Annotated in this window: 21 protein-coding genes; 14 read left to right on the forward strand and 7 right to left on the reverse strand. The window is 52.0% G+C overall.

Annotated elements, in window-relative coordinates:
• The first annotated feature begins 61 nt into the window (after positions 1-61).
• From ACN0VD_RS07610 to ACN0VD_RS07625, 4 genes are all read left to right on the forward strand, one after another.
• Positions 62-1,543, forward strand: coding sequence for an aldehyde dehydrogenase family protein (locus ACN0VD_RS07610; RefSeq protein ID WP_417593283.1), 1,482 nt, complete (start codon positions 62-64; stop codon positions 1,541-1,543).
• A gap of 3 nt (positions 1,544-1,546) precedes the next feature.
• A complete protein-coding gene (locus ACN0VD_RS07615) occupies positions 1,547-2,995 on the forward strand; it encodes a UbiD family decarboxylase domain-containing protein (protein ID WP_417593285.1) in 1,449 nt (482 codons plus the stop codon).
• Positions 2,996-3,197: 202 nt separating this feature from the next.
• The gene (locus ACN0VD_RS07620) at positions 3,198-3,911 is read left to right on the forward strand and encodes a TenA family transcriptional regulator (RefSeq protein WP_417593287.1); all 714 of its coding nucleotides are present in this window, start codon (positions 3,198-3,200) and stop codon (positions 3,909-3,911) included.
• Positions 3,911-4,645: an SDR family NAD(P)-dependent oxidoreductase gene (locus tag ACN0VD_RS07625; protein ID WP_417593289.1), complete on the forward strand. Its 735-nt coding sequence runs from the start codon at positions 3,911-3,913 to the stop codon at positions 4,643-4,645. Before ACN0VD_RS07620 ends, ACN0VD_RS07625 begins: the two co-directional genes overlap by 1 nt.
• On the opposite strand, the gene ACN0VD_RS07630 is transcribed toward ACN0VD_RS07625, so the two are convergent.
• The 4 genes from ACN0VD_RS07630 to ACN0VD_RS07645 are packed head-to-tail and all read right to left on the reverse strand — an operon-like array spanning position 4,622 to position 8,288.
• Positions 4,622-5,629, reverse strand: a complete 1,008-nt coding sequence (locus ACN0VD_RS07630; RefSeq protein WP_417593291.1) for an ABC transporter ATP-binding protein — start codon at positions 5,627-5,629, stop codon at positions 4,622-4,624. The genes ACN0VD_RS07625 and ACN0VD_RS07630 overlap by 24 nt on opposite strands.
• A complete protein-coding gene (locus ACN0VD_RS07635) occupies positions 5,626-6,597 on the reverse strand; it encodes an ABC transporter ATP-binding protein (RefSeq protein ID WP_417593294.1) in 972 nt (323 codons plus the stop codon). Before ACN0VD_RS07635 ends, ACN0VD_RS07630 begins: the two co-directional genes overlap by 4 nt.
• A 3-nt stretch (positions 6,598-6,600) precedes the next feature.
• Positions 6,601-7,542, reverse strand: coding sequence for an ABC transporter permease (locus ACN0VD_RS07640; protein ID WP_417593296.1), 942 nt, complete (start codon positions 7,540-7,542; stop codon positions 6,601-6,603).
• Positions 7,542-8,288 carry an ABC transporter permease gene (locus tag ACN0VD_RS07645; protein ID WP_417593298.1) on the reverse strand — a complete coding sequence of 249 codons (747 nt, stop codon included), beginning with the start codon at positions 8,286-8,288 and terminating at the stop codon, positions 7,542-7,544. Before ACN0VD_RS07645 ends, ACN0VD_RS07640 begins: the two co-directional genes overlap by 1 nt.
• 464 nt (positions 8,289-8,752) lie before the next feature.
• Between ACN0VD_RS07645 and ACN0VD_RS07650 the strand changes: the two genes are divergently transcribed.
• A complete protein-coding gene (locus ACN0VD_RS07650) occupies positions 8,753-9,784 on the forward strand; it encodes a class I SAM-dependent methyltransferase (RefSeq protein WP_417593300.1) in 1,032 nt (343 codons plus the stop codon).
• A 4-nt stretch (positions 9,785-9,788) separates the two neighbouring features.
• On the opposite strand, the gene ACN0VD_RS07655 is transcribed toward ACN0VD_RS07650, so the two are convergent.
• Positions 9,789-10,388 (reverse strand): UbiX family flavin prenyltransferase, encoded by a 600-nt coding sequence (locus ACN0VD_RS07655; RefSeq protein WP_417593302.1) that lies wholly within the window; start codon positions 10,386-10,388, stop codon positions 9,789-9,791.
• Between the two features lie 62 nt (positions 10,389-10,450).
• Here ACN0VD_RS07655 and ACN0VD_RS07660 point away from each other — a divergent pair, with 62 nt between their 5' ends.
• The 9 genes from ACN0VD_RS07660 to ACN0VD_RS07700 all read left to right on the forward strand — a co-directional run bounded on the left by ACN0VD_RS07660 (position 10,451) and on the right by ACN0VD_RS07700 (position 21,628).
• A complete protein-coding gene (locus ACN0VD_RS07660) occupies positions 10,451-11,920 on the forward strand; it encodes an aldehyde dehydrogenase (RefSeq protein ID WP_417593304.1) in 1,470 nt (489 codons plus the stop codon).
• Positions 11,921-12,010: 90 nt separating this feature from the next.
• A complete protein-coding gene (locus ACN0VD_RS07665) occupies positions 12,011-13,246 on the forward strand; it encodes a Rieske 2Fe-2S domain-containing protein (RefSeq protein WP_417593306.1) in 1,236 nt (411 codons plus the stop codon).
• Positions 13,243-14,373, forward strand: coding sequence for a class I SAM-dependent methyltransferase (locus ACN0VD_RS07670; protein WP_417593308.1), 1,131 nt, complete (start codon positions 13,243-13,245; stop codon positions 14,371-14,373). Before ACN0VD_RS07665 ends, ACN0VD_RS07670 begins: the two co-directional genes overlap by 4 nt.
• Position 14,374: 1 nt before the next feature.
• On the forward strand, positions 14,375-14,722 hold the full coding sequence (locus tag ACN0VD_RS07675; RefSeq protein ID WP_417593310.1) for a hypothetical protein: 348 nt from the start codon (positions 14,375-14,377) through the stop codon (positions 14,720-14,722).
• A gap of 90 nt (positions 14,723-14,812) precedes the next feature.
• Positions 14,813-16,297: a flavin monoamine oxidase family protein gene (locus tag ACN0VD_RS07680; RefSeq protein WP_417593312.1), complete on the forward strand. Its 1,485-nt coding sequence runs from the start codon at positions 14,813-14,815 to the stop codon at positions 16,295-16,297.
• 122 nt (positions 16,298-16,419) lie between these two features.
• The gene (locus tag ACN0VD_RS07685; protein WP_417593314.1) at positions 16,420-18,753 is read left to right on the forward strand and encodes a TonB-dependent receptor; all 2,334 of its coding nucleotides are present in this window, start codon (positions 16,420-16,422) and stop codon (positions 18,751-18,753) included.
• Between the two features lie 13 nt (positions 18,754-18,766).
• Positions 18,767-19,201 (forward strand): c-type cytochrome, encoded by a 435-nt coding sequence (locus ACN0VD_RS07690; protein ID WP_417593316.1) that lies wholly within the window; start codon positions 18,767-18,769, stop codon positions 19,199-19,201.
• A gap of 173 nt (positions 19,202-19,374) precedes the next feature.
• Positions 19,375-20,565, forward strand: coding sequence for an acyl-CoA dehydrogenase family protein (locus ACN0VD_RS07695; protein WP_417593318.1), 1,191 nt, complete (start codon positions 19,375-19,377; stop codon positions 20,563-20,565).
• Positions 20,566-20,632: 67 nt separating this feature from the next.
• Entirely contained in the window at positions 20,633-21,628 is a 996-nt protein-coding gene (locus ACN0VD_RS07700; protein WP_417593320.1) for an acyl-CoA dehydrogenase family protein, read from the forward strand.
• 287 nt (positions 21,629-21,915) lie between these two features.
• On the opposite strand, the gene ACN0VD_RS07705 is transcribed toward ACN0VD_RS07700, so the two are convergent.
• Together ACN0VD_RS07705 and ACN0VD_RS07710 are read right to left on the reverse strand one after the other, a co-directional pair.
• Complete coding sequence (locus tag ACN0VD_RS07705; RefSeq protein ID WP_417593322.1) at positions 21,916-23,325, reverse strand: FAD-dependent oxidoreductase; 1,410 nt, start codon at positions 23,323-23,325, stop codon at positions 21,916-21,918.
• 47 nt (positions 23,326-23,372) lie between these two features.
• The gene (locus ACN0VD_RS07710) at positions 23,373-24,296 is read right to left on the reverse strand and encodes a hypothetical protein (protein WP_417593324.1); all 924 of its coding nucleotides are present in this window, start codon (positions 24,294-24,296) and stop codon (positions 23,373-23,375) included.
• Positions 24,297-24,308 lie beyond the last annotated feature (12 nt).

Below are 24,308 nucleotides of genomic sequence, written 5' to 3' on the forward strand. Positions count from 1 at the left end.
CACGATGCTTGCACAAATCATTATAACGTTATAAAGATAATATGAATAGAGAGTCGATTCCATGAATGATGTCATAAGCGCTATCAATCCGCGCAGTGGTGAAGTAGATTTTGAGTTTCCTGCGGTAAGCGCAGATGAAGTCGCCCAAGTTGCCGCGCGTGCGCGCGCTGCGCAGCAGCAATGGCAGTCCCTTTCCATAGCGAAACGACAGCAGGCCGTCTTGGCGCTTGCCGATGCCGTTGACCGGTGTGCGCCAAAAATTGCCGAAGCGCTTTTTCAGGACACGGGACGATTGCTAATGTCGGAACGCGAAGTCAGTGGAGCAGCGTCAAATATGCGGCGATGGGCGAATCTCGCCCCCGAGTTGTTAGGCGAATCAATGGCGACTCCGACGCAAAAGTCGCAAATTATCGATAGCCTGACTTACGCCAATCAATATGTGCCTTACCAGTTGGTGGGCTTCATATCGCCTTGGAATTTTCCGGTTACATTATCCTTTATCGATGCTGTTCCAGCCTTAATGGCGGGATGCAGCGTGATTATAAAGCCGTCCGAGGTGACATCACGATTTGTCGCGCCTTTTCTAACGGCATTAGCCGATGTCCCGGAATTGCAAAATGTGATGCAGTTCGTATTGGGGGCAGGCGAAACTGGTGCTGCCCTGGTTGATAATGTGGATGCGATTTGTTTCACGGGGTCCGTTCCCACAGGACAAAAAATTGCCGTAGCCGCGGCCCAGCGATTCATTCCCGCTTTTCTCGAACTGGGAGGCAAGGACCCCGTCATCGTGACGGCGACTGCCGATATAGAGCGGGCGACCGACGCCGTTTTGCGCGGTTCGGTACTGAACAGCGGGCAAGTTTGCCTTTCCATTGAGCGGGTTTATGTAGATTCGTCGATCCACGACGCGTTTGTCGAGAGGCTTCGGGAGAAGACGTGCGCTGCCAAGCTCAACTGGCCAGATATCGAAGATGGCCATGTCGGTCCGCTTATTTTCGCTGGTCAAGCTGATGTTATTCGCAGGCATATTGCCGATGCTGTCGATAAAGGCGCGCAATTGGTTGCTGGCGGGAAGATCGAGAATTTGGGTGGCGGGCTATATTGTCAGCCGACAATTTTAACGAATGTCACGCACGACATGCTTGTGATGCACGAAGAAACATTCGGCCCAATCATGCCGGTGATGTCTTTCGACAAGATCGAGCAGGCTATCGAACTTGCGAATGACAGCAAATTTGGATTGTCCGGTTCGGTGATCGCCGGTTCGGTAGACGAGGCGCGATCGATCGCAGAGCAGATCAACGCAGGCGGCATTTCACTGAACGATTGCGGTCTGACTATCATGACCTATGAGCCCGAAAAAAACGCTTTCGGATTTTCCGGAATGGGCGGTTCACGGATGGGGCCCGCCTCCATTTGGCGTTTTTTGCGCAAGAAAGCTATAATAAGTCAACTGGGTCAACCCACGCCTATTTCTGCTTTTCTCGAAGCTCAGGCTGATGCGATTGAATCGCATCGCGATCTTCCAAAGATAGCAGTTTGAGCGATGGTCGATTTTGCTGACGATCATCAATCATCTGGTCTCGATTTAAAGGGCTTTCTCCAGGAATCCGGGTCGGCCCTGCTTGAAATTGATCAACCGGTTTCGACGAAGCAGGACATTACGGCGTTTCAGCATCAGATGGACAAGTCGGAGAAATATCCGGTTATTTTGATCAAGAAGCCGGTCCTGCCTGACGGCACGATCAGCGCATTTCCGCTGGTGTGCAATTTGACCGCAAGTCGGGAGTTGGTGAGTAAAGTATTGTCGTTGGCGGACCACCGGGAGGCGGCCATTTCGTTGGCCGCTGCCAATACTGAGGGGATCGCGCCTACCTTGTTGAAGCGATCCGAAGCGGCAATCGCCGAGGTTGAACTGACCGGCGACGATATTGATTTAACCCGTTTGCCGGCAACTACGCAGCATATCAAGGATCCCGGACCCTATCTTACCGCGGCTCATGCGACGACATACGAACCGTCAACGCGGATTGACAACACCGCGATCCAGCGTTGCTGGATCAAGGGGCCGCGGCAAATGAGTTGGTATCCCTATCCGTCTTCCCACAATGCCGCCAATCTTCGCAAATGGTGGGACAGGGGGGAGCCATGTCCGGTGGCATTCTGGATTGGTCACCATCCTTCGATTGTGATCGGAACTCAGGCGAAGCTTAAATATCCACAAAGCCATTGGGGAGCGGCAGGCGGACTGGCTGGCGTTTCGATTCCATTGACGACGTCATTGTGCCTCGGATCAGAAATCAAGGTCCCGGCTAATGCCGAAATTGTTATTGAAGGCTTGGCTCGTCCTGGCAATGTCACCGCGGATGGTCCGTTTGGAGAATATACAGGATATTCCGGGCCGCAAATTATTGCACCCCTGGTCGATGTCGTGGCCATTACACACCGCAAAAATGCAATTTACCACGATTATGGTTCTGGCCTGACGGATATGCTGATCCCCGACAATATGTCGATGGAAGGCAAGCTCTATTCTATCATCAAGTCTGTAGCCCCATCCTTGCGTAATGTGCATGTCCCAAGCTCTGGACGGCGCTTTCATGCATGGTTGCAACTGGATAATCCCGGTCCGGGCGAAGCCCGGGATGCGCTTGCGGCCGCTATGTCCTATCGCCGCGTCAAGACCGCTGCTGTTTTTGACAATGACATTGATATTTTTGACGAACGTGCCGTGCTGTGGGCGATTGCAACGCGCGTGCAGTGGCATCGCGGCACGCTGCGGCTGGATGGTCTCTCGACCAGTACTCTGGATCCTTCCTTGGCTGCTGGTGAGCTGACGGGATCCAAATTGGGAATAGATGCAACTTTGCCCAGACCTCAATCGAACAAAATGCCTCGCCCGGTCTCACCGGTCGCAACCTGTGATAGCGAGGCGATGGAACGAGCAAATATTCTGCTGGCTTCATTAGACAGTTACGAATGGCCAGTCGCATGAGTCAATTCCACAATGCCGCTGAACCGTCGCTGATGAAGCACGGAAATTGCATTTGGGTTTCATGTCCCAAATGTTCGGAGCAGTTTCCGGTTTCCCCGGAAATCTACAATCAGGATCAGGTGACCATGCATTGCCCCGACTGCAGCCACGAATTTTTCAAGAGCCAACGAACAGACAACGCCATCAACACAGGAGATTTATAATGGCAAAACTTGACCGCGAAGATTTTTATCAAGCATTGGAAGCTGCCCGGACACCTATGGGTTCGAGCAAGCATGAATTTACCCGCCTTTGGGCTGATGGCCAGTTGTCAAAGCAGCAACTGGGCCGTTGGTCGATCCAGCATTATTATTATATTTCAACCATCCCGCAGCAATTTGCCGCGTTATACTCGCGCATGCCGGACGCCGAAGGCCGACTGTTGCTTATGGACAATCTCGTCGGCGAAGACATGCCCGAAACACCCGAGAAATCACACCCGAACCTTATGCTCAATTTCTCAGAAGCCTGTGGGATCTCTCGCGACGATGTATTGAATGCAGAAGCAAAAGGCGAAATCTTGCCCGGTACGAAAGCGATGCGGGCATGGATTTGGGAACTGGCAAAAGTCCGGCCCATTTCCGAAGCGAGCTCGGGCATTATGGTCGCTCTGGAGGGCCAATTGCCAACATTATATCCAATGTATATCAATGCGATGGAAAAAATGGGCTTCACTGATGAGGAACTTGAATTCTTCCATGTGCATGTAGAGGCGGACACCGAACATGCCGCTGTCGGGCTTGATCTCTGCTATCGTTATGCTGACACCGAGGAAAAACAAATCATGGCAATTGAAGCCGTGCGTGGGTCGGCAGCGATCCGTTACAATATGCTGACCGATATTCTCAATTCGATCGTCGTCAAGAACGCTGCATAATGACGGAGCTGCTTGATGCCACCGGTCGGACTTTACTCCTGACAGGAGCGGCCGGTGGCATCGGCTCCAACATATTAAACGCTTATCATCGGGCCGGCGGTACTATCGTTGCCGCCGACCTCAATATTGATGCCATCCCTGATGATTCGCGCATCGTGCGGGTGAAATGTGATGTCTCTTCTGCGGCAGATATTGCGCATCTGGTAGCATCCGCCCGCGCACCTTCGGGGCGCATCGATGACGTCGTCCATTGTGCGGGAATTGTTGGTAGCGGGACGCTGGCTGATACAGCCGTTGAAGCTTGGGAAAAGGTGATGGATGTCAACCTGACCTCTGCTTTTCTGCTAGCAAAGTCCGTTTTTCCGATGCTGGCGGAAGCACGCGGTAACCTTATTCTGTTTTCCTCCACAAATGGCCGCAACGGCGGATCAGCCTTGTCGGGTGCCGCCTATGCCTGTTCGAAAGCCGCTATTATCGGTTTGAACCGCTATCTTGCAAAAGAATGGGCAGGCAGCGGGATCAGGGTGAATTGTATCGCGCCTGGCCCGGTCGATACGCCTATGCTGGATCGGCTCGATCAGAAAACGATGGATGCTTTGGGTAGCGCGTTATTGACGGACAATATTCCTGATGCCGATGAAATTGCAGCTATGGCTTGTTTCCTGTTATCAAAACATGCCCGTTCCATGACCGGTACCGTTATCAATCAATCAGGCGGTCTGGTTCTGGATTGAAGAGATCTTTTTTCCGCTGTAATGGCAGGCTACCGAACGCTCACTCGATTTTGTTTCCAACGTTGGTTTTGTCGTGATGCAATTGGGCTTTGCAATCGGACAGCGGGTTCTGAAAACGCAGCCTGACGGCGGGTTCATCGGGGACGGAAGTTCCGTCCCGAGGACGATCGATTCCCGGGTCAGCTCGATCTCCGGGTCCGGCACCGGCAGCGCCGAAATCAAGGCTTGGGTATAGGGGTGCAAAGGGTCACTGAATATCTCGGAAGCTGTGGCAATTTCCATCACTGAACCCAGATACATGACCAATATCCGGTCCGATACGCGGCGAACTGTTGCAAGATCGTGGCTAATGAAAATCAGTGAGATGCCGGTTTCACGCTGTAGTTTTTTCAGCAGATTGATGATCTGGGCTTTGACGGAGACATCAAGCGCTGCGACCGCTTCATCACAAATCAGCAACTCCGGTTTGCTGATCATCGCCCTGGCAATGGCAATTCTTTGTGCCTGACCGCCGGAAAATTCGTTTGGAAAACGTGACATCATTTCGGGATTGAGGCCGACTTTTTCAAACCACTCGATCGCCAGCTGTGCCTTTTCCTTTTTTGACAGTTCGGGCCTAAATACGTCCAGTGGTTCCATGACGATATCGCCGACGGTCATTCTTGGATTGAGGCTGGACAAGGGATTTTGGAAGATGATTTGGATTTCCTGGCGTAGCGGCGCCATTTGCTGTTCTGTGTAACCAGCAATATCTCTGCCCTTCCAGATGAGATGCCCTTCTTCGAGGGGGGCGAAGCCCAAAACAGCGCGCGCGAGCGTAGACTTTCCGCAGCCGGATTCGCCGACGATTCCGATACATTCACCGGTCTTCAATTCAAAGGAAACATGCCTGACCGCTTGTAGTTTCCTGGACTTTTTCAAAAAGCCGCTGTCAATTTTGAACGAAACCGTCAAGCCGTCGGCACTCAAAAGCATTTCATTCATATCTTGCCAGCTCTCAAACATGCGACATGGACTCCATTCTGACCGATATCGAGGGGCGGCCGTTGTTCTTTACATGCCGTTTCAGCATAAGCGCAGCGTGGCGCAAATGCGCAACCAGGCGGCAGATCTGTCAAATCGGGTGGCCGACCGGAGATCGTTTGCAATTCCTCATCGTCATTCGCATCTTCCATCGGATTGGGAATACAGGCGATCAGACCTTGGGTGTATGGATGCTGCGGATTGGCAAAAATCGCGCGCGTGGGTCCATATTCAATTATCCGTCCCGCGTACATGACTGCAATATCGTCGGCGATGCCGGCAACGACCCCCAAATCATGCGTAATCATGACAAGGGCGGTATCGGTATGTCTTTTGAGTTTCCGCAAGGCTCGCAAAACACTGGCTTGAACAGTAACATCTAGTGCTGTCGTGGGTTCGTCCGCGACGATCAAGGCCGGTTTGCACAATAGTGACATGGCGATCATGATGCGCTGACGCATACCACCTGACAATTCATGCGGATAAGAACGCATGCGACTTTCCGGATCCGAAATCTGAACGATTTCCAGGGTTTTCAGAACCTCTTCGTTCGCCTGTTGCTTGGGCATGCCCTTATGCACCATCAACATCTCGGACAATTGGGCGCCAATGCGTATATGGGGCGTGAGACCGGTAATGGAGTCCTGAAAAATCAGGGCGATTCCCTGGCCGCGAATGGCGTTAAGTTGATTGCGACTGGCGCCGATCAATTCCATCCCGTCAAAAATGGCAGATCCGCTCGCTTTGCCATTGGTCGCCAACAATCCTAAAATACCGAGAAAGGTCTGGCTCTTGCCTGAGCCTGATTCCCCGACGATGCCAAGACACTGTCCTCGATTAAGCGAAAAGTTGATATTGTTGACAGCCTTGACCGTACCCGAAGGGGTCTTGAATTCAACTTCCAGGTTATGAACATCAAGCAATGCCATCAATCAACGTTCCTTGGGGTCAAGTGCATCACGCAGGCCATCGCCAACGAAATTGAAGCAGTAGAGGGTGACGGCGAACAGCAGCGCCGGAAAGCCCAGCACCCAAGGTGCCCCATCCAGCAAATCAACGCCTTGGCTAATCATCAGGCCCCAGCTCGTCAGAGGTTCCTGAACACCAAGTCCCAGAAAGCTTAGCGAGCTTTCCACGATGATATTGATTGGAATGAGCAGCGTCACATATACAATTACAGGGCCTATCGCGTTGGGTATGATGTAACGTTGGACGATCTGGCGGGAAGGTAATGCAATGGCTCTTGCCGATTCGACATATTCCCGGGATTTTACCGATAGCGTCTGGCCGCGAATAATCCGCGCGGTCGTCAACCATTCGACGCAACCAATGGCGAAAAATATCAGGATGATATTGTTGCCGAGGATCGTCACAAGAATGATGACCACGAATAACAAGGGAAGCGCGTAGAGGACATCTACGATCCTCATCATGATCTGGTCGGTTTTGCCGCCAACATAGCCGGCAACGGCACCATATATTGTGCCTATAACCAAGGCCACGCTGGTTGCCGTCAGGCCAACGGCAAGCGAGATGCGCGCTGCATAAAATGTGCGAACAAAAAGGTCGCGACCATTGGCATCTGTACCGAACCAGTGAAAATCACTAAAAGACGGTGCCAACAGGATGGTATCGAGTGATGCATCTTCGATTTTATGTGGCCATATAATCGGGATGATGATGGCGAGCAGCAGGATTGTGACAAGAATAGCAAGGCTGACAATCGCAGCTGTATTACGTAAAAACCTTCGTCTCGCCTGAGCCCATGGACTCATCGAAACGGTCCGCTTGCTCTCGGCTTTCATTATATTTGATGCGCCACCAAAGCTCTCTGGCTCTGCGTCATGTTCTGTCCTTGGATCTTTGGTCATCATCAGCGTACCCTAACCCGCGGGTCGAGCCAGCCATAAATCAGGTCTACCAGAAGATTGAGAATGATCAGTGTGGTGGAATAGAGAATAACGACCCCCAGTACGAGTTGATAGTCTCTGGCGACGGCACCTTGAACGAAAAATCGTCCAACGCCGGGCAGGCTGAATAGCTGTTCGATAATGACCGAACCGGTCATGACGCCGGCAAGAGCAGGGCCCAGATAGCTGACCACCGGCAGCAATGCGGCACGGAAAACATGGCGCCAAACGATCCTGCTTTCGCTCAGCCCCTTGGCGCGTGCGGTCCGGACATAATCGGCACTCAATGTTTCCAGCATTGATCCGCGCATGATTCGGGCAATTGCGGTAATCTGGGGCAGGGCAAGCGCCGTCACTGGCAAAATCCAATATTGAATCGAACCATCACCCCAACCCGCAACGGGTAAAACGCCCAGCGCAATTCCAAACAGAAATGTCAGGAAAGGGGCGATAACAAAATTCGGCAGGGCAAGACCCAAAGAACTGACGCCCATAATCGTATAGTCAGCCCAGCTGTTGCGCCGCTGGGCAGCATAGATGCCCGCGACCACACCAATTATCGCGGCAAAAAAGGTGGAAATGAGGCCAATTTTCAAGGTGACCGGCAAGCCATCGGCAATGAGTTCGCTAACCGTGCGGTCGGGGTAGGTCGTAGAAGGCCCCAATTCTCCTCTGGAAATCCCTTCCCAAAAGCGCAAATATTGCGTCATGATGGGGTCATTAAGTCCGTAATTGGCTTCCAGATTTGCCCGAACGACCGGATTTAGGTCAAGTTCAGCATCAAATGGCCCCCCTGGTGCGAGTCGCATCAGAAAGAAGGAGAGAGTAATAACGATAAAAATTGTCGGAAGCGCAATGAGCAGCCGCCTTAAGATGTAGTTTCCCAATTTTTACTCCAATATTCCGGAAGATACACCGTGTCTGTCAGTGCTATTGCTCAATCATCCATCCCGCAAGCAACGAAAATCGTAGAAAAGGTTATAATGTTATGATATTAACGCAACATTCGCGTTTCGCAACCAGTTTCTCCATGATTGTTTGATAAGAATAACATTGGGGTTTGGATCAAAGGATAAGGCACATGATATATACTGCAACACATGAAATGCTCCCCCGGCAAAATGCAGATGAGCTCGCGAGGCAGAGTTTTGTTCTGTCTTTGAAGCGGCATGTCATGGGACGCTTGTATGGACAGGCGGGCGAAATCTATGCCAAGGAAGCAGAGCCTGCTTTCGTTGACAAGTTCGGCCGCAAACCTGAAAATGCGAGCGAAGCGGAGCAGGCGCTCGATATGACCTTGCCCTATCGTTTTACCAAATCGATCAACCGGACGAGCCAGGAGATGATGTGGCAGTCGGTAGGCGAAACGGTCTATCGGGAAGCAGATCGCATAACGGCGGCTGCGGTGCGTTTGGCGTCGGACAACGCGGCTGGTGGTTCACTCAACCTAGATCCATTGTTTCAACCGGATCGGGTTTATCGTGACGTACACATCCATCTCCAGCCAGAGGGTTATTGTCCAGATGACGACGGTTCGTCGGTAACCGTTGGCGCATTATATGAAAGTGGCGGGCGATTATACTCGATGGGCCGCGGTATGCAAAAGGATGATTCCAAGGCCGGAGCGGTTTTGCGCTGGTTGGAAGAAAATCGTCCGGGATGGGTTCCGCAGACAATTTTCGACATGGGATGTTCTGCTGGTGGCGCATCGACCGTGTACGCAGAAAAATTTCCGGATGCGCGGGTGTCTGCTTGTGATTTGGGGGCGTCAATGCTGCGCTATGCGCATGCCCGAGCTGAATCCTCCGGTGTTCCCGTGCATTTCTATCAGTGCGATGCTGCTCATTCGCCTTTTGAAGATGAGAGTTTTGATCTCATTATTTCGCATAATCTCTTCCATGAGATTTCAACCAAAAAGCGTATGGAAATTGCACATGAAAGCTTAAGACTATTGAAGCCTGGCGGAATCTGCATTCATCAGGATGTCGACCTCTTGTTCCGTGACAAATCTCCATGGGAGGAAGCTGTCGCGTCCTATGATCTTCATTATAACAACGAGCCATTTTGGCTGACCTATGCCAACAGCGATTTCGGGCAGGAATTGCGAAGCAGCGGTTTCGACGAAAAACATGTTCGTGAAGCGCGGATCGCCCGGACTTCAGGGCCGGGACATTGGTATGCCTTTATCGCTGAAAAGCCCGAATAGCGGCTTATTGGGAATCCGTGTCGAGTTTTTTGAGGGGTTTGTAGAGCCCGTTCCAACGCTTCGCATCATGCTCAATTTCAAATAGATCAAGTACTCTGCCGATCGTATGGTCGACCATGTCACTGATGGTTTGGGGATGCATGTAGAAAGCGGGAACTGGGGGCATGATGATTGCGCCCATCTCGGCCAATTGTGTCATGGAGCGTAAATGTCCCAGATGCAGGGGCGTCTCGCGCACCATGAGCACAAGTTTGCGTCTCTCTTTCAATGTAACATCGGCGGCCCGGGTAAGGAGATTCCCGGTTGTCCCGCAGGATATTTCCGACATCGATTTTACCGTGCAAGGCGCAATCACCATGCCCATGGTTCTAAATGAACCGCTAGCGATAGCGGCGCCAACATCCGAAATGGGGTAGTAGCGTCCGGCTTTTTCGCGAACTGTTTGCAAGTCCAGTTCCAGTTCCTGCTCAATCGCCAGATGTGCTGACTTTGACATAACCAAATGAGTCTCCACCCCAAGATTGCGCAAAGTTTCAAGCAATCTTATGCCGTATACGACTCCCGATGCTCCCGTTATCCCGACGATGATTGGTTTGATATTCACTTGCCCTACCCGATTATTTCATTATGTTGTTATAACCACATAATATATAGCGTCGAGTCATAATGTCCAAAAACCAACAACCTTCAGCTATTGTCAATGGAAAGCCGGAATATTCCGGCCAGAATTTTGAGATTTACGACCCGTCCTTGGACGAAGTCATAAACGCTGTTGGAATAGCCGATGCCGACAGTGTTGATCGCGCTGTCGTTGCGGCAGTCAATGCTTTTGGTGCTGGTGGTTGGGCCGAATCCAGCGTCGCCTATCGCCAGACTATCTTGCGGTCCTGCGCGGATATAATTGATAAAAACCGGGACGAACTCGTTCGTCTGGAATCTCGCAATACCGGTATTCCCATTGCCCAATTGCCTCGCCAAGTTGAGCGCGCGGCTTATAATTTTCGCTTTTTTGCGGAATATATCGGCCAGCAATCTGGCCAGATCTATGAACAAAACCCCGATTATCTAACCATGGTTCGCCGGGAACCCATTGGTGTTGCGGCCCTTATCGCGCCTTGGAATGCGCCGCTGGCTTTGGCGACCATGAAAATTGCTGCGGCTACAGCTTTTGGCAATTGTTGTGTTGTGAAACCTTCTGAAATTGCTCCGCTCGGGGTTATACGAATGATCGAACTTCTCCACGAGACGGACATCCCAAAAGGGGTCGTTAATCTTGTAAACGGGCCAGGAGACCCGACAGGTGAGGCTCTGGTCAACCACCCCTCGGTCGACTTGATTTCCTTTACCGGCGGAACCGAGACCGGACGTCGGATCATGCAGGATGCGGGAAAGCGGCTCGTCGCATCGACAATGGAACTGGGTGGGAAATCAGCCAATATCATTTTCGAAAAATGTGATTTTGACAGAGCCGTCAGTGGCGCGCTTGCATCCATATTTATGAACAATGGCCAGCAATGTCTGGCCGGGTCGCGCATTCTTGTTCAGCGAAGCATTCTTGATAAATTTATTGCGGCCTTTCGTAATCGGGCAGAGGCAATTCGGATCGGCGACCCCGGTGACACGGCCACCGAATTGGGGCCGCTGGTATCGTCGGGCCAGCGCGATCGGTTTTTGCGCTTTGTCAGCGAAGCAGAGGCTGATGGCGGCGCATTGGTGACGGGCGGGGAAGCGGTCGCCGATGTTCGCGGCTATTATGTGAAACCGACGGCTGTATTGGTAAAGAGCAATCGCGATCGGATTTGTCAGGAGGAAATTTTCGGTCCGTTTGCCGCGATTATTGCGTTTGATACTGAGGCTGAAGCTTATGCCATCGCCAATGACAGTCGCTTCGGTTTGGTATCCTATGTCTGGACCCAGGACGTGACGCAGGCCATGCGTGCGCAAAATGCTATAAAGGCGGGCGTTGTCTGGATCAATACGTCAATGGTACGTGAACTGCGCGCGCCATTCGGTGGTGTCCGTGATTCTGGAATAGGAGCAGAAGGCGGCAACGCGTGCGCCCGCTTTTATACGAGCGAAAAGACCGTTACAATTCCTGTCGACCAACCCCGGTTGCCAGCATTGGGGCAAGTATGAGACGTTCTTGAGACTTTGCATTTGACCACATCATGAAAACCGATTAAGTTGTCATATTATTATAACTACCAAACAATGCGAGAGTGATTAATGCTTATTAATAATTGGTACGTTGCAGCAGATTCGGCGGATATAAAAGTCGGTGAGCCAACCAGTGTTAAAATGCTCGGATTCGATTTTGTCCTGTATCGGCTGGAAAGCGGTGCCGTAGTGTGCCTGTCCGATGTCTGTGTCCATAGGGGCGCTTCGCTCTCACGGGGTAATTGTGTCGATGAAAACGTTGCCTGCCCATTCCACGGCTGGGAGTTTGCTCCGGACGGGAATTGCGCAAAAATCCCTTCGATGGGCGAGGATTTTACGACGCGGCGGGCAAAGGTTGATAGCTATCCAACCGAGGAAGTCTATGGCTGGATCTGGGTATTCCTGGGAGATTTGGAAGAAGAAGATCGCCCGCCTATTCCCAATTTATTGCCAGAATATCACGATACTGACAATTGGCGCACGACACGGATGTGGTTTGAAGTTGACGCCAATTGGCAGAAATTTGAAGAAAATTCGCTGGATACGGCTCATATTACCTATGTGCATTCGACATTCGGAAATCGAACCGACCGCAAGCATACTCCGGCGCAAATCAAATCTACCTATTACGGGAAAAAGGTGCGTCGCGAGCGCAAGGCGCCAAAGGCGACGCAGAAGTCCGGTGTATTGGGGAAGCTTCTTTCCGAGGAGCGTTCCAAAACAGTAGTGGAGCTGGAGTTTTGCCTGGTTGGCATCGCGCACCGCATTAATCCGCAGTTCCGCCCTGGCATGAGTCAGGCGACATTTTCGGCGTCGACTCCGATCGATTCAAAGAGGACTCGCCAGTTCGGCCTACAGGCCCGTAATTACGCGATCGAGCCTGAAAACGATCAGGAACGTATTGATGGACGGCGACAGGCGATTGATGAGGATATTGCGGTCATCACGCATGTGCGGCCGGCCATTGGGCCAACAAGCTTCAGCGATGAAATGTTGGTGCAGTCCGATCAGATGGAAACCGAATTCCGCAAGATGGTCATGCGGATGATCGATGCCGGATATGAAATAGATCATGAAAAGGTGGAGGCGCAGTGGGATCGGAAAATATATGTCATTCCAAGTCCGGCCCGGCGACGCGATCCGAAAGGCTGGGTACATGAGGCAGTGCCGACCACCAAGCCGCGCAATGACAAAATCTGGCTGGAACTAAAGCAGGAAGCTGAGGCTGACATGGCCAAGGTTGCTCAAAATGAACCGGCGCAATCGGCTGCTCAAGGCGATAAAAACGGAGGTGCTGCAGAATGACTTATACACGACCTTTGCCACATGCCATGTCACCCATGCCCGATTTCGAAGAGCAGGCGAGGCTGGACTTCGCGCTCGCTCTCAAGGGCGTTCTGCGCGGTTCGTTGCGGGAAAAACTTCCTTCGGTTTATGAAAATCGCGCTGCACCCGAGTGGGCGGAGGAAAACGGGCGGAGGCCCCAGGATTGGCGTGAAGTTGGTAACGCCATGGAGCAGACCGATGCCTATAAATGGTGGAGTGCGCTTGGGCGCGCCCAGCAGGAATATTATGTCGACGTCACCTCGGCTGTCTGCATACGGCAATTGCCTGATCTGATTGATCGTTATAAGAAATTGACCGGCGGGGAAACCAAGGGCTCGCTGCAATTATCGCCGGGCTTGCCGATTCCCGATTACCAGAATGACGTCGATATCCATTGCGTACCTGGTTCCTACTTCATTGAACTGACCGAAGACGATGTCTGGTCCGGTGCGCGAAGTGATCTGGGTTCGTTCATCTTTTCGATGGGCAAGCACGGAGCCTTGAATGAAGACAAGGGTGTTGCTGGCGCGGCATTTGTCAAAAAGCGATTTCCCGATCTTCAGGTGAAGCGCGTTTTGGATATGGGTTGTACCGTCGGTCTTTCGACCTTGCCATATTGCGATGCGTTTCCGGATGCCGAAGTACATGCCCTCGATTTGTCGGCACCGTCTCTGCGATATGGTTTCGCACGCGCACAGGCGTTGGGCAAAGCGGTGCATTTCAAGCAAGGCAATGCTGAGCATACCGATTATCCGGACGGCTATTTCGACCTCATCGTTTCTCATATTCTTCTGCATGAAACCTCGAGTACTGCCCTGCCGAATATCGTTGCAGAGTGCGCACGGTTGTTACGCCCCGGCGGCGTGATGCTGCACGTCGAAGTGCCTGTCCGCCGTACCGAGGCATTCGATCAGTTTATCACCAGTTGGGATGTTCGCTACAATAACGAGCCATTCTGGGCAACGCTGGGAGAAATGGATCTGGTTAAACCGGCGATCGAAGCCGGCTTCCATAAAGACGATATTTTTGAAGAAACAGTGCCGACACACAATGACAAAGTCGGTGGTTGGCTGGGCTATGGTGCGCAAAAGGCGAGAGGGGAATAATATGGAAATAGCAGAACTTCCGAAAGCATCAAAAGGCGGCCGTCCGTTTGCTCTGGACAGCGAGGACAGCGAAAAGCTGTTGAATATGGTGATAGCGCTGACCGCAGAAGTCAGTGTGCTGAACGACAAGGTCGAGAATCTGGCGGCTGTCGCTGCCAAAGGTCTCGCGTTCGAGCGAGATGACGTCCTGGCTTATCAGCCTGATGAAGAAGAAATCAAGCAGCGTGCAGTCTATCGCAAAGAGCTGGTTGATAGGGTTCTTCGGATAATTCACGCCGATTTTGAGAGGCAGACTGCTCCAAAGGTCGATTACAAAGACATGATCAAAATGGTTTCGGGACAGGATTAAGCATGGTTGCTCGAAGCGTCATCTCAAGCATTCATGGGTGCGCTCTGTTCTTAATCATTGCCTATCGAGATTCTGCAAGACCGGGATCCAGTGGCAAGTCAACATATGGGTTCGGTGCCGATGAAAAACGTCCAGAAAAATAACTCCAACAATAATGCCCCGTCGGAAATGAAGGCAAATCGCGAGATCGGTATTCTGTCCCGGCGAACTTTATTGGGTGCTGCGTTATCGGCGGCGGCTTTCCGGCCGAAAATGGCCTTTGCCATGGAAAAGGCCGACGTCATCGTTATCGGTGCCGGCCTTTCCGGTCTTATGGCGGCCTCATTGTTGAAAGAGCAGGGGATGTCGGTCACCGTTCTTGAGGCTGACTCGCGGCCCGGTGGCAGGATCCGGACTTTATATGACAGCGAACTGAACTACGAAGCCGGGGGTGCTGAAGTTGGTCCGCTCTACGCGAGGACGCGCCAGCTTTGCGATTCCTATTCACTGTCACTTGTCGACCCTGTAGATGCGCCCATGCCGGGCATGGCACTTCACGTCGATCGGCAATTGATGTCAGCCAATCAGTGGCGGACGTCCGGATTGAACCATTTGCCGGAAGATCTGCGTTCGACCGCCCCCTATGCCATCGAGGCTAAGCTGCTGGGCCGCGCACCGGCGCTAACCGACTATGAATCCTGGCTGCAGCCAGATCAGCCTTATCAATGTGCAAGTTACCGCAATTTGTTGGTCGATTATGGTGGGAATGATCAGGCGTTGCGATTTGTCGATGTTTCGCTGCCTCAGGAGCAATTATCGGCGTTGTTCATGATGCGCAGGGCATTCTCCCGGGCGCAATCAGTGAACGAGGGCGACATGCAATATATCAAGGGAGGAATGAGCCGCCTGCCTGACGCGATGGCCGATATGCTGGGCGATTCTGTGCATCTCAACGCCATTGTAAATTCGATCACCGATAACGGTTCAGGCGTGGTCGTTAGATGTAGCGACGGCCGGCAGTTCTCTGGATCGCGTGTCGTCCTAACGGTGCCATTGCCTGTCCTCGACAAAATCCGCATTGATCCCTTGCCGGCGCCTGGCCAGCGAATGGCGTGGTCGGCTGTTCCCTATGGGCAGGCCGTCAGCATCTTTTTTCCCATTACCAAGCCATTTTGGGAATTGGACGGGTTGCCACCGTCGCTTTGGAGCAACAGCATGACAGGGCGTGTTTTCTATCGGCATACGCAAGATGGCCCATCCTTGTGGTATTATGCAAGCGGTACCAATGCGCGGGACATTCTGAATCTTCCTCCAGAGCTAGCGGCGAAAAGTGCAAAAGAAGCGTTGTTGAAGGCTCGTCCGGCGGTTGCCGATTCGATCGGACCCGGCACCGTCTTTTCATGGAGCGAACATCCCTTTTCCCGGTCTACATTTGCCTTTCGCGCGCCAGGCAATTTGTCGCGTTTGCAGCAGAGTCTCAAGGCTCCGCATGGTCGCGTGCATTTTGCGGGTGAACATACTGCCGATCTTGAGGCGGGCATCGAAGGTGCTCTGGAGAGCGGGGAGCGCGCCGCTATCGAAATTTTGTCCCTGTAATAAAATTCTCATTTTGTTTGTTATTGCTCTTGCAATTTTTGCGAATCTAATGTCATTATAACATTATAACATAAGAACCGATAAAAAGCGGTTTTAATCTGAGCAAACAGGGAGCTAATATTGTGAGAAAAGAATTTAGGCGCCAACTGGTATTGTTAGCATTGGGTTCGGCAATGGTGCCGTTCTCGGGGGCGATGGCCCAAAGTGATGAGAATGGAATCACGGCGGAGCAGAGCAGGGCGTCTTCAGCTCATTCGGGTGCTTCGCAACCTGCGATTGTTGTTACCGCACGACGGAAAGAAGAATCGATTCTCGAGACTCCTCTGGCGGTTTCGGCATTTTCGGCCGATGATATCGCCGCCGCCGGCTTGCAGGATTTCAATGACATTTTCCTATTTGCGCCAGGCGTCTATAACTCGAATGTGACTGGGCGGTCGGACCGGATTACCATCCGCGGCGTGTCTCAAGTCTCGACCACGGGCGGGTCAAACGCCGGTGTTTTTGTTGATGGCATCTACGTTTCCGGACCGGTTACCGCGCTGGAGCTGGATAATCTGGAGCGTGTCGAAGTCGTCAAGGGTCCTCAAAGTACCCAGTTCGGGCGCGGAACGCTCGCTGGTGCGGTTAACTATGTCACGCGTCGGCCATCTGATACCTGGGAAGGGCAGGTCAAGGTAACAGCTGCAACTTTGGATGAATATTCGGCTAGCGGTTACGTCTCCGGGCCCTTGAATGACAATTTCTCGTTCCTGGCCGGCGGCGGGTATTTCAATCAGGATAGCCTCTTTTACAACGCCTATGAAAATCGGAAGGATATGGGCGGGAAAGAATCCTACTCTGGAACCTTCGGCCTTCGTTTCAAATCCTCTGTAGCCGACATTTATTTGCGTGCGACTTATTCCGAAAGCAAGGCTGATCCTATCGGCATATATACGCAGGGACCGGAATTCAACAATTGCAACCTGTCGACCCCGCGGCAATATTATTGTGGCGTGATCAACATTGATTATAATGACATAAAAAATATTACCCGCGCAATCCCGGCGCCAGCAGGCTCAACCGGACAATATCAATATCCGGGTAGCCGGGGTAGCCAAGGCTATGTTGGCGGCGAAGCAGGCACGGATCGCGAAAGCTTGCGTATCGCGTTAATTACCAATCTCGATTTCGATTCGACGATTGTCCAGCTGATCAGTTCATATCAGACCGAGGATGAACGGTGGGGGTCGGATGCGACGAATCGTGCCGTGGTAAGCTCGCCTCTGCTACCCAATGGCAGTGCAGTCGATATTAGTCGTGACTGGGAAGATTTTTCGCAAGAAATTCGCATTCGGCGTTCTTTTGGCGACTTTCTCGAGCTGACTGTGGGGGGGTATTTCTTTACGTCTGATCGGAACGAGACCGCTACTTATATTCCCGAAGATCGCGGAACCTACTCGGAAGAAAATCTCGCATTGCTCGGTGCTGCAGAATTTACGCCGGTGGACTGGTTGACGGTTACCGGTGAAGTGCGCACGCAACGGGATCAAATTTCATTGCATCAGGGAACAGATCAGTTCCGTGCTGTCTTTAAAGCGACGTTGCCACGGGTTACGATCGACGTGACCCCCATGGAAGGCATCCTCCTTTACGGTGTATATGCACAAGGCAATAAACCGGGGTCATTCAATACTCGGATAGGCTTGCCGTCAAACCTGATTCCAATTGACGAAGAGAGCATTGAAACATGGGAAATCGGCGTAAAGGGCAGTGTCTTTGACAATCGCCTGCGATTTGCCTTGGCGGCATATACGATGGATTGGGATAACCAGCAGCTAACCCAGCAATGCAGTCCTCCGGCATGTGCGGTGGCCATGACCTATACCGACAATGTCGGGCGTTCTAAAATTCAGGGTTTCGAAGCGGAAGTCGCAATGGAGATTATCCCGGATTTTTGGAATGTGCAGGCAACAGCTGCCTATAATGATGGCGAAATCAAAAGCTATGAAGTTGTCGGCAGCGGCAGCGAAGTGGCGGAAGCATTAGGTTTTGGATTTCCTGCAACGGCTCAAGGTGCCCTTGTTTCGGGGACCCCGTTGCCGGGCAATCCTGAATGGACCTTCAGCCTCACCAATACCCTGACCGGCGATATCACCGACGACTGGGGTTGGTTCTTCCGCGGTGACTACAGCTGGGTAGGTGAGCAGTTTGCCTCAATCTATGGTCAGGCGTCCAGTGGATCACGCGAACTTCTCAATCTGAGAGCTGGTGTAACGAACGAAGACTGGAAGCTTGAGTTGTTTGCTACAAACGTAACGCAAGACCGGTCGCCTGTTTCAGTATTGCGGACAGTGCGTTTTGATGCACCTTCCAATCTGCCGGTAGGGGCGCAAGCAGGTATTGCGGTACAGCGATCCTTCAGTGCTATTCTGCAAGAACCACGGCAGTTTGGTTTAAGTGTCACGAAGAAGTTCTAAAGCAGTACAAGTGATGGTCATCAAAAAATTGTTGGTTTGTGCCACAATAGGCATTGCTTTAACCGGCGTCGCGGCCAAGGGGGCCGCGACGACCTGTTCGATCAAGGTCAATGGGGGTGCATATGTTGCGGATATTACAAATGGTAAGCGGTCGTATCTGAAGTGCGCCGCATGCCACACATTGCCTCGGGGCGAAAAGCACCGCGTAGGTCCGAATCTTGGCAACATGTTTAACCGACCAGCATTGGGTGCAACGGGCTACAAATATTCAAATTCTTTCCGTACAAAAGCACCCAAATGGAATGATGAAAATCTCGACGATTTTCTGGCAAAGCCATCTCGCTTCACGCCAGGTACAAAGATGGTATTTTCAGGTTTGAGTTCGCAGCAAGAGCGTGTGAATCTGATCGGATATTTGAAATCAGCGACAGGATCTGGCGGTTGCTGAATGCGCTAGACCATCCGTTTTGTTAATTTCTGAGCGCGGTGTTTCAACACCGCGCTTTTCTTTTGGATTGGAGTCTCCGGTCCCTTTACTTTTTTGCAAAAGTGAATCGACGACAAACAAGTTGACTCATTATAATGTTATAGTAATATAACATCTACCGAACGGGAGTATTGATGATGAATGTAGCTGTGAACGCAATCGCCAGCGATGAACGCCTCGATGCCGATCAGTTATATGCGCTTGGTCAGCAATTGGAGGAGAATTTGCGCGCACGCGCAGTCGAAACCGAGAAAAACCGTATATTGCCGGTGGAGACCATGAATGAAATGCGCGAAAAGGGCCTTTTGCGACTGTTCGTTCCGCAAAAATTCGGTGGCTTTGAGGCGGAATGGGGCGACCAGATTGCTGTCGGTCGCGCGCTGTCCCGGGGATGCGGTTCAACATCGTGGATAGCATGTGTCGTCGGTTCGCATCCGATCTATATCTCTCGAATGGATCCCAGAGCACAGGAAGATGTTTGGGGGAATGGGCCAGATGTTTTGGTCTCGACCGGATCGGTTATTCGTGACGTCGAAATTTCGGAGAAACCAGACGGTTATATTCTGACCGGTCGCTGGAGCTTTTCAAGCGGCATTGACCATGCCAGTTGGGCTCTTCTGCGCGCCTCGATCACCGGCGATGCCCGCCAGTCCTATTTTCTCATTCCAAAAGAAGAGCTGACGATCGAAGATGACTGGTTTGTCAGCGGTATGCGAGGAACCGGCTCGAAGACCGTATTTGCCGACAAGATATTCATACCGTCCTATCGGGTGATTTCTTTGGCAGATATGTATGCTGCCAATCCCCCCGGTTCGAAGATTAATCGACATTATCTGAGCACAGAATCCATGCGTCCGTTTTCAGGTACCAACCTGATGGGGCCGATCATGGGGACAGCCGAAGAAATTTTACGCGAATTTGAAGAGATGATGGCAAAAGGACAAATGGGTCTCAGTCTCGATGATCCGCAGACCATGCTGGAATATGCCGAAGCATCAGCGGAAATCGGCGCGGCCAAAAGTCTGACGGACTCGGTTGTGCAAAGGCAGATCGCCGAAGGCACTTCGGGGCAACCAATCGGGAAGGAAGCGCAAATCTCGATTGTGCGTGACCGTACTTATGCAGCACATCTGTGCATGAAGGGGGCCAATCGGATTGTAAAAAATCTGGGAATGCGAAGCGTCCTGACGGACGATGCCATTCAGCGGCATCATCGTGACCTCTGTGCAATGATGCAACAGATCGGGGTCAACTGGGATCGCAATATGCTGAACTGTGCAAAGGCAAGCTTTGATCTGCCCAATGACATTTTAACCCTCAGCTAATTCGTAACCATCTTTAATTTCTATGACACGAGCTATTAAACATGCTGATGACAGGGATCACGCTATAATGACGACCGAAGACGTTCTGCATCAGATAGAGCAAAATGCCGACGATACCGATTTGAACGGTATTTCCGATCAGACGATTCAAGCGATGCAATCGGTCGGAATGTTCGTTCCACAACCATATCCCGAGTTGATGGAGATGGCACGACAAATCGCTTGCGTTTGCGGTGCGTCGGGAATGTTGGCAATCAGCTTTTCTCAATCCCTGGACGCCGTCAAGGATATGGATTTGGCACGCGACGATGATCTGGTAGCTCCGGCACTGTTTCATGATGATGCGTCCATTCGATCAGAAGGCGATATGTTCATTATTGACGGAACTTGGTCCGCTGTCGGCGGTCTCCGACATGCATCGCTTATTCTGCTACATGGGCTGTCGTTGAATGGCCAACCGGTCTCGGCACTCATCCGCCCGGCGGACGCCACCATCACTCAAAAGGACTATTTTGGCGGCCTGAGAGGCGCGGGCTGGTCGCAAGTGGACGTGCGGGGTGTGAAGGTTGATAAAACTGCGATCCGACCGCAGGTCAGCTCGGACCGGCTAACCGGAATCGCGATGTTGGGCGCTTTAATGGGTGTCGCCGAAGCGGCTTATGACGACTATGTACAATCGACCCGCAAGCGGGTTTCGGGTATTGGTGGTGCTTCGGTTGCACAATTCACCCAAGTTCAGTCTCGTCTGGCCGAGAGCAGTGTCGAAATGAAAGCCGTGCGTATGCTTTACGACAATTTGCGCGCATCTATCGGCAGCAATGGTCCGTCGGAGGAAGCTTGTATAGAACTGGTCAGGGACGGTGCCTATATCGCTCGGCAGCTCGTGGAATCAATTGGACGACTGCACAAGCAGATGGGCGCCATGGGGCTCAGCGAAAAAAATACGGTTCAGCGCCGGTTTCGGGATATGCGCGCTCTGGAAAGTCTGGCGAATATGGACTGGAACTCTGCGATGGCCAAATTTGGAAGGCAAGAATTGGGAATTCAGGAAGCTATGGCATAGCAAACCGGCTGTCGCCTATGTGCTTTTTCACTCAAATATGTCGGGATTTGCCCTTCCGACTAGGCCTTCATGCAACCTTCCTCATCTTTCTCGCGCCCGCGAGGCGAAAGGTTTCGGCCGCCGCAATGTAATTCCCAGCGAACAAGTCGCGACGGAAGCAATGTCTTGCAACTCGCTTCCAATAACGGGAGAAGCTTTCGCGATTTCCTTGGTGGAAAGTATGACCGCGGAGCGCCTTTCAGGGCGATAGAGTCGATACCCTGGACCAGAGACCAGAGCGGCCGCCTTCAAGCGGGATCGACGGGCAGAATTTCCCCTAGATATTGTCCAAAAGCCAGTGCCGGGGCTAAGCTCATCCCGCCTACACTTCCTTTTCCGGACAATAGCGACCCCAATATCTCGCCGACGGCATAAAGACCTTCTATGGGTTCATCCTTTTCATCCAGTGCGCGAAATTTCAGATCGACTTTCAGACCGGCATAACCCCTGACCGTATATGATACGATTGGCAGCGCATAAAATGGACCGTTCTCAATCTTTACGGGCATGTGTTTGCGTCCAAATTCGTCATCCGCCCCTTTTTCCACAGCCCTATTATACTGGCTTACAGTGTTCAGTAGAGCGTTCTTGTCGATACCGCATTTATCAGCGAGCTCCTCCAAACTATCGGCATTTTCCATGCTGCTTTCGGGTTCAAAGAAACGCTCAGCCATGTCGGGGAAATAACTGAATATGGTAGGTGCGGACTGACGGATGGTTTGGTCGAAAATCACCCATGCCTGCGAGTTTTCCTGTTCCAGCAGGCGAACTGTCCGTTCATCGACGCTTTCATTGTCTTCCGGATAAAATCGTTTGCCTTGCCTGTTCACAACGATTTCCCAAGGCTGTCTGTCTTGCGGCGTCAGGCCGCCAGGCGCGCGGTAACGGGGAGTATCTAGGGTGTGATCCAGAAAGCCGCCGAAATTCGGTAATAATGTATCGGCGAGGACAACTTTAGCGCCGACCCTCTGGCCCATCTCGATACCTTGGCCAGTCGAATATTCATAGGAGCCCGACCATAAGGTGGCGCCGTCGTGAAGCTGGGCAAATAATTCGGGATTGGCCGCATAACCGCCCGAGGCCAGCACGATTGAACTTCCATAAAGGGAAAGGCCATCGGCGGTCTTCAGGCCGGTCACCTTTCCATTGTCAACGATCAGTTCTCTGGCTTCGGTGTGCAATAACAGATCTATTTTGCCCGCCTCGATTTTCTCGTCCAGCATCGGTTTGAGCGTCTTGATCAATGAAATGCCCAGTTCGCGCCCCCAATAGGTTCGCGACTTGTTGTAAGCTTCGTTTCCATGGATAATGCATGGCATATTGTCTTCCATGTCAAAGCCATGTTCCATCAGCCAGTCTATAAACGGGCCCTGCAAATCGACCGCCAGTTTCAGAAAATCTGGATCAGATGTCCCGCGGCTCAGGCGCATGGCATCATCAAAATGTTCCTGCGGCGTATCGGAAATTCCTTGCTCGGCCTGTAACTTTGTTCCGGCACCACTCAATTGTCCGCGGTTGATGCGCATTGCGCCGCCAACGTCGTCGGACATTTCCAGAAGAGCTAGCCGGCCACCACGGTTTGCCAATGCAATGGCAGCGGTCATTCCTGCTGGGCCTGCGCCGACGATGATCGCATCATAATTGGTCTTGTTGGCCACGGATTTTTGCCTCACTTTTTAGGATTGATGGTTTTTGCCTGAATGGTCTATGCGGGGAAATATTCTACGCTGGCGGTCAAGGAACCACGCATGCCGGTTACCAATTCGCTAACGACTTCGCCTGTCGCGACATCGCGTCGCTGAAATACACCCTCGAGAAAATTGCTGAAAAAATAGAATTTCTGGTCGTGACAGAAGGTTGCTCTGGTCCAGCCGCTTCGGCCGTCACCTTCCAGACGTTGCAGCAATTTTCCGGAGGCGTCGTAGATTTCGGCGAAGCTGCCCCGGGCAATGAGAATATGCCCCTGATCATTCACATCGACACCATAGGTGCCGCCTTCCTCTGGCTCGAATGTCGCGAAATCGTCAAGTTGGGTCTGGTTTTCTATATCATATCGCAACAACCGGCGACCGGCTTCTGACGTATAAAAAACAGTTTTTCTGTCTGGTGCAATCGCCAAGTTGCTGACAAAATGCTTGTTACCGCGCCCGCCATCGACATCCACGTCGAAGATTGTAGTTTGTCCGTCATGTGGCTTGAACTGGACCAGCTTGCCATCACCAAATTCGTCTTGGGGTAGTGGCTCACCATAGCTTGAATGGATTCCCAGAAGAAATCCGCTGTTTCGATCACTGATGATATTGCCATAGCGGCGGCGCGGGGGAAGCCTAGTCGTCACCGCCTGCATGTTCATGTCAAACACAGATATGTCTGCCGTAGAAGGGCAGGTCATGATTAATCGTTGTTGATCATCCATCGACAAACCCAGAAGCAGATCGAATTTTCCAGTAAACAATTCGCCCTTGATGCGAAGCTGATCGTCACAATGCAACAGCCGCCCCCAACCCTTCAGTCCCGCGCGCATATCGGCCGGTTGAACGGTGTCGTTGGCAACGATGATGACATCTCCGGGCTGGAGCGTTGACTCGCCTGTGCGCCGTGCATGCTGTTGACTATCGGCATTATTCATAGAGAGACCGTC

Origin of the sequence: Parasphingorhabdus sp. (assembly GCF_048267785.1) — a bacterium.
Classification (GTDB): domain Bacteria; phylum Pseudomonadota; class Alphaproteobacteria; order Sphingomonadales; family Sphingomonadaceae; genus Parasphingorhabdus.

Coding starts and splice junctions, on each gene's coding strand:
- ACN0VD_RS07660 (WP_417593304.1), top strand. CDS start 10,451: ATGTCCAAAAACCAACAACCTTCAGCTATTGTCAATGGAAAGCCGGAA.
- ACN0VD_RS07635 (WP_417593294.1), bottom strand. CDS start 6,597: ATGGCATTGCTTGATGTTCATAACCTGGAAGTTGAATTCAAGACCCCT.
- ACN0VD_RS07630 (WP_417593291.1), bottom strand. CDS start 5,629: ATGAATGAAATGCTTTTGAGTGCCGACGGCTTGACGGTTTCGTTCAAA.
- ACN0VD_RS07665 (WP_417593306.1), top strand. CDS start 12,011: ATGCTTATTAATAATTGGTACGTTGCAGCAGATTCGGCGGATATAAAA.
- ACN0VD_RS07645 (WP_417593298.1), bottom strand. CDS start 8,288: ATGACGCAATATTTGCGCTTTTGGGAAGGGATTTCCAGAGGAGAATTG.
- ACN0VD_RS07625 (WP_417593289.1), top strand. CDS start 3,911: ATGACGGAGCTGCTTGATGCCACCGGTCGGACTTTACTCCTGACAGGA.
- ACN0VD_RS07675 (WP_417593310.1), top strand. CDS start 14,375: ATGGAAATAGCAGAACTTCCGAAAGCATCAAAAGGCGGCCGTCCGTTT.
- ACN0VD_RS07690 (WP_417593316.1), top strand. CDS start 18,767: ATGGTCATCAAAAAATTGTTGGTTTGTGCCACAATAGGCATTGCTTTA.
- ACN0VD_RS07640 (WP_417593296.1), bottom strand. CDS start 7,542: ATGATGACCAAAGATCCAAGGACAGAACATGACGCAGAGCCAGAGAGC.
- ACN0VD_RS07650 (WP_417593300.1), top strand. CDS start 8,753: ATGGGACGCTTGTATGGACAGGCGGGCGAAATCTATGCCAAGGAAGCA.
- ACN0VD_RS07700 (WP_417593320.1), top strand. CDS start 20,633: ATGACGACCGAAGACGTTCTGCATCAGATAGAGCAAAATGCCGACGAT.
- ACN0VD_RS07610 (WP_417593283.1), top strand. CDS start 62: ATGAATGATGTCATAAGCGCTATCAATCCGCGCAGTGGTGAAGTAGAT.
- ACN0VD_RS07695 (WP_417593318.1), top strand. CDS start 19,375: ATGATGAATGTAGCTGTGAACGCAATCGCCAGCGATGAACGCCTCGAT.
- ACN0VD_RS07670 (WP_417593308.1), top strand. CDS start 13,243: ATGACTTATACACGACCTTTGCCACATGCCATGTCACCCATGCCCGAT.
- ACN0VD_RS07615 (WP_417593285.1), top strand. CDS start 1,547: ATGGTCGATTTTGCTGACGATCATCAATCATCTGGTCTCGATTTAAAG.
- ACN0VD_RS07620 (WP_417593287.1), top strand. CDS start 3,198: ATGGCAAAACTTGACCGCGAAGATTTTTATCAAGCATTGGAAGCTGCC.
- ACN0VD_RS07710 (WP_417593324.1), bottom strand. CDS start 24,296: ATGAATAATGCCGATAGTCAACAGCATGCACGGCGCACAGGCGAGTCA.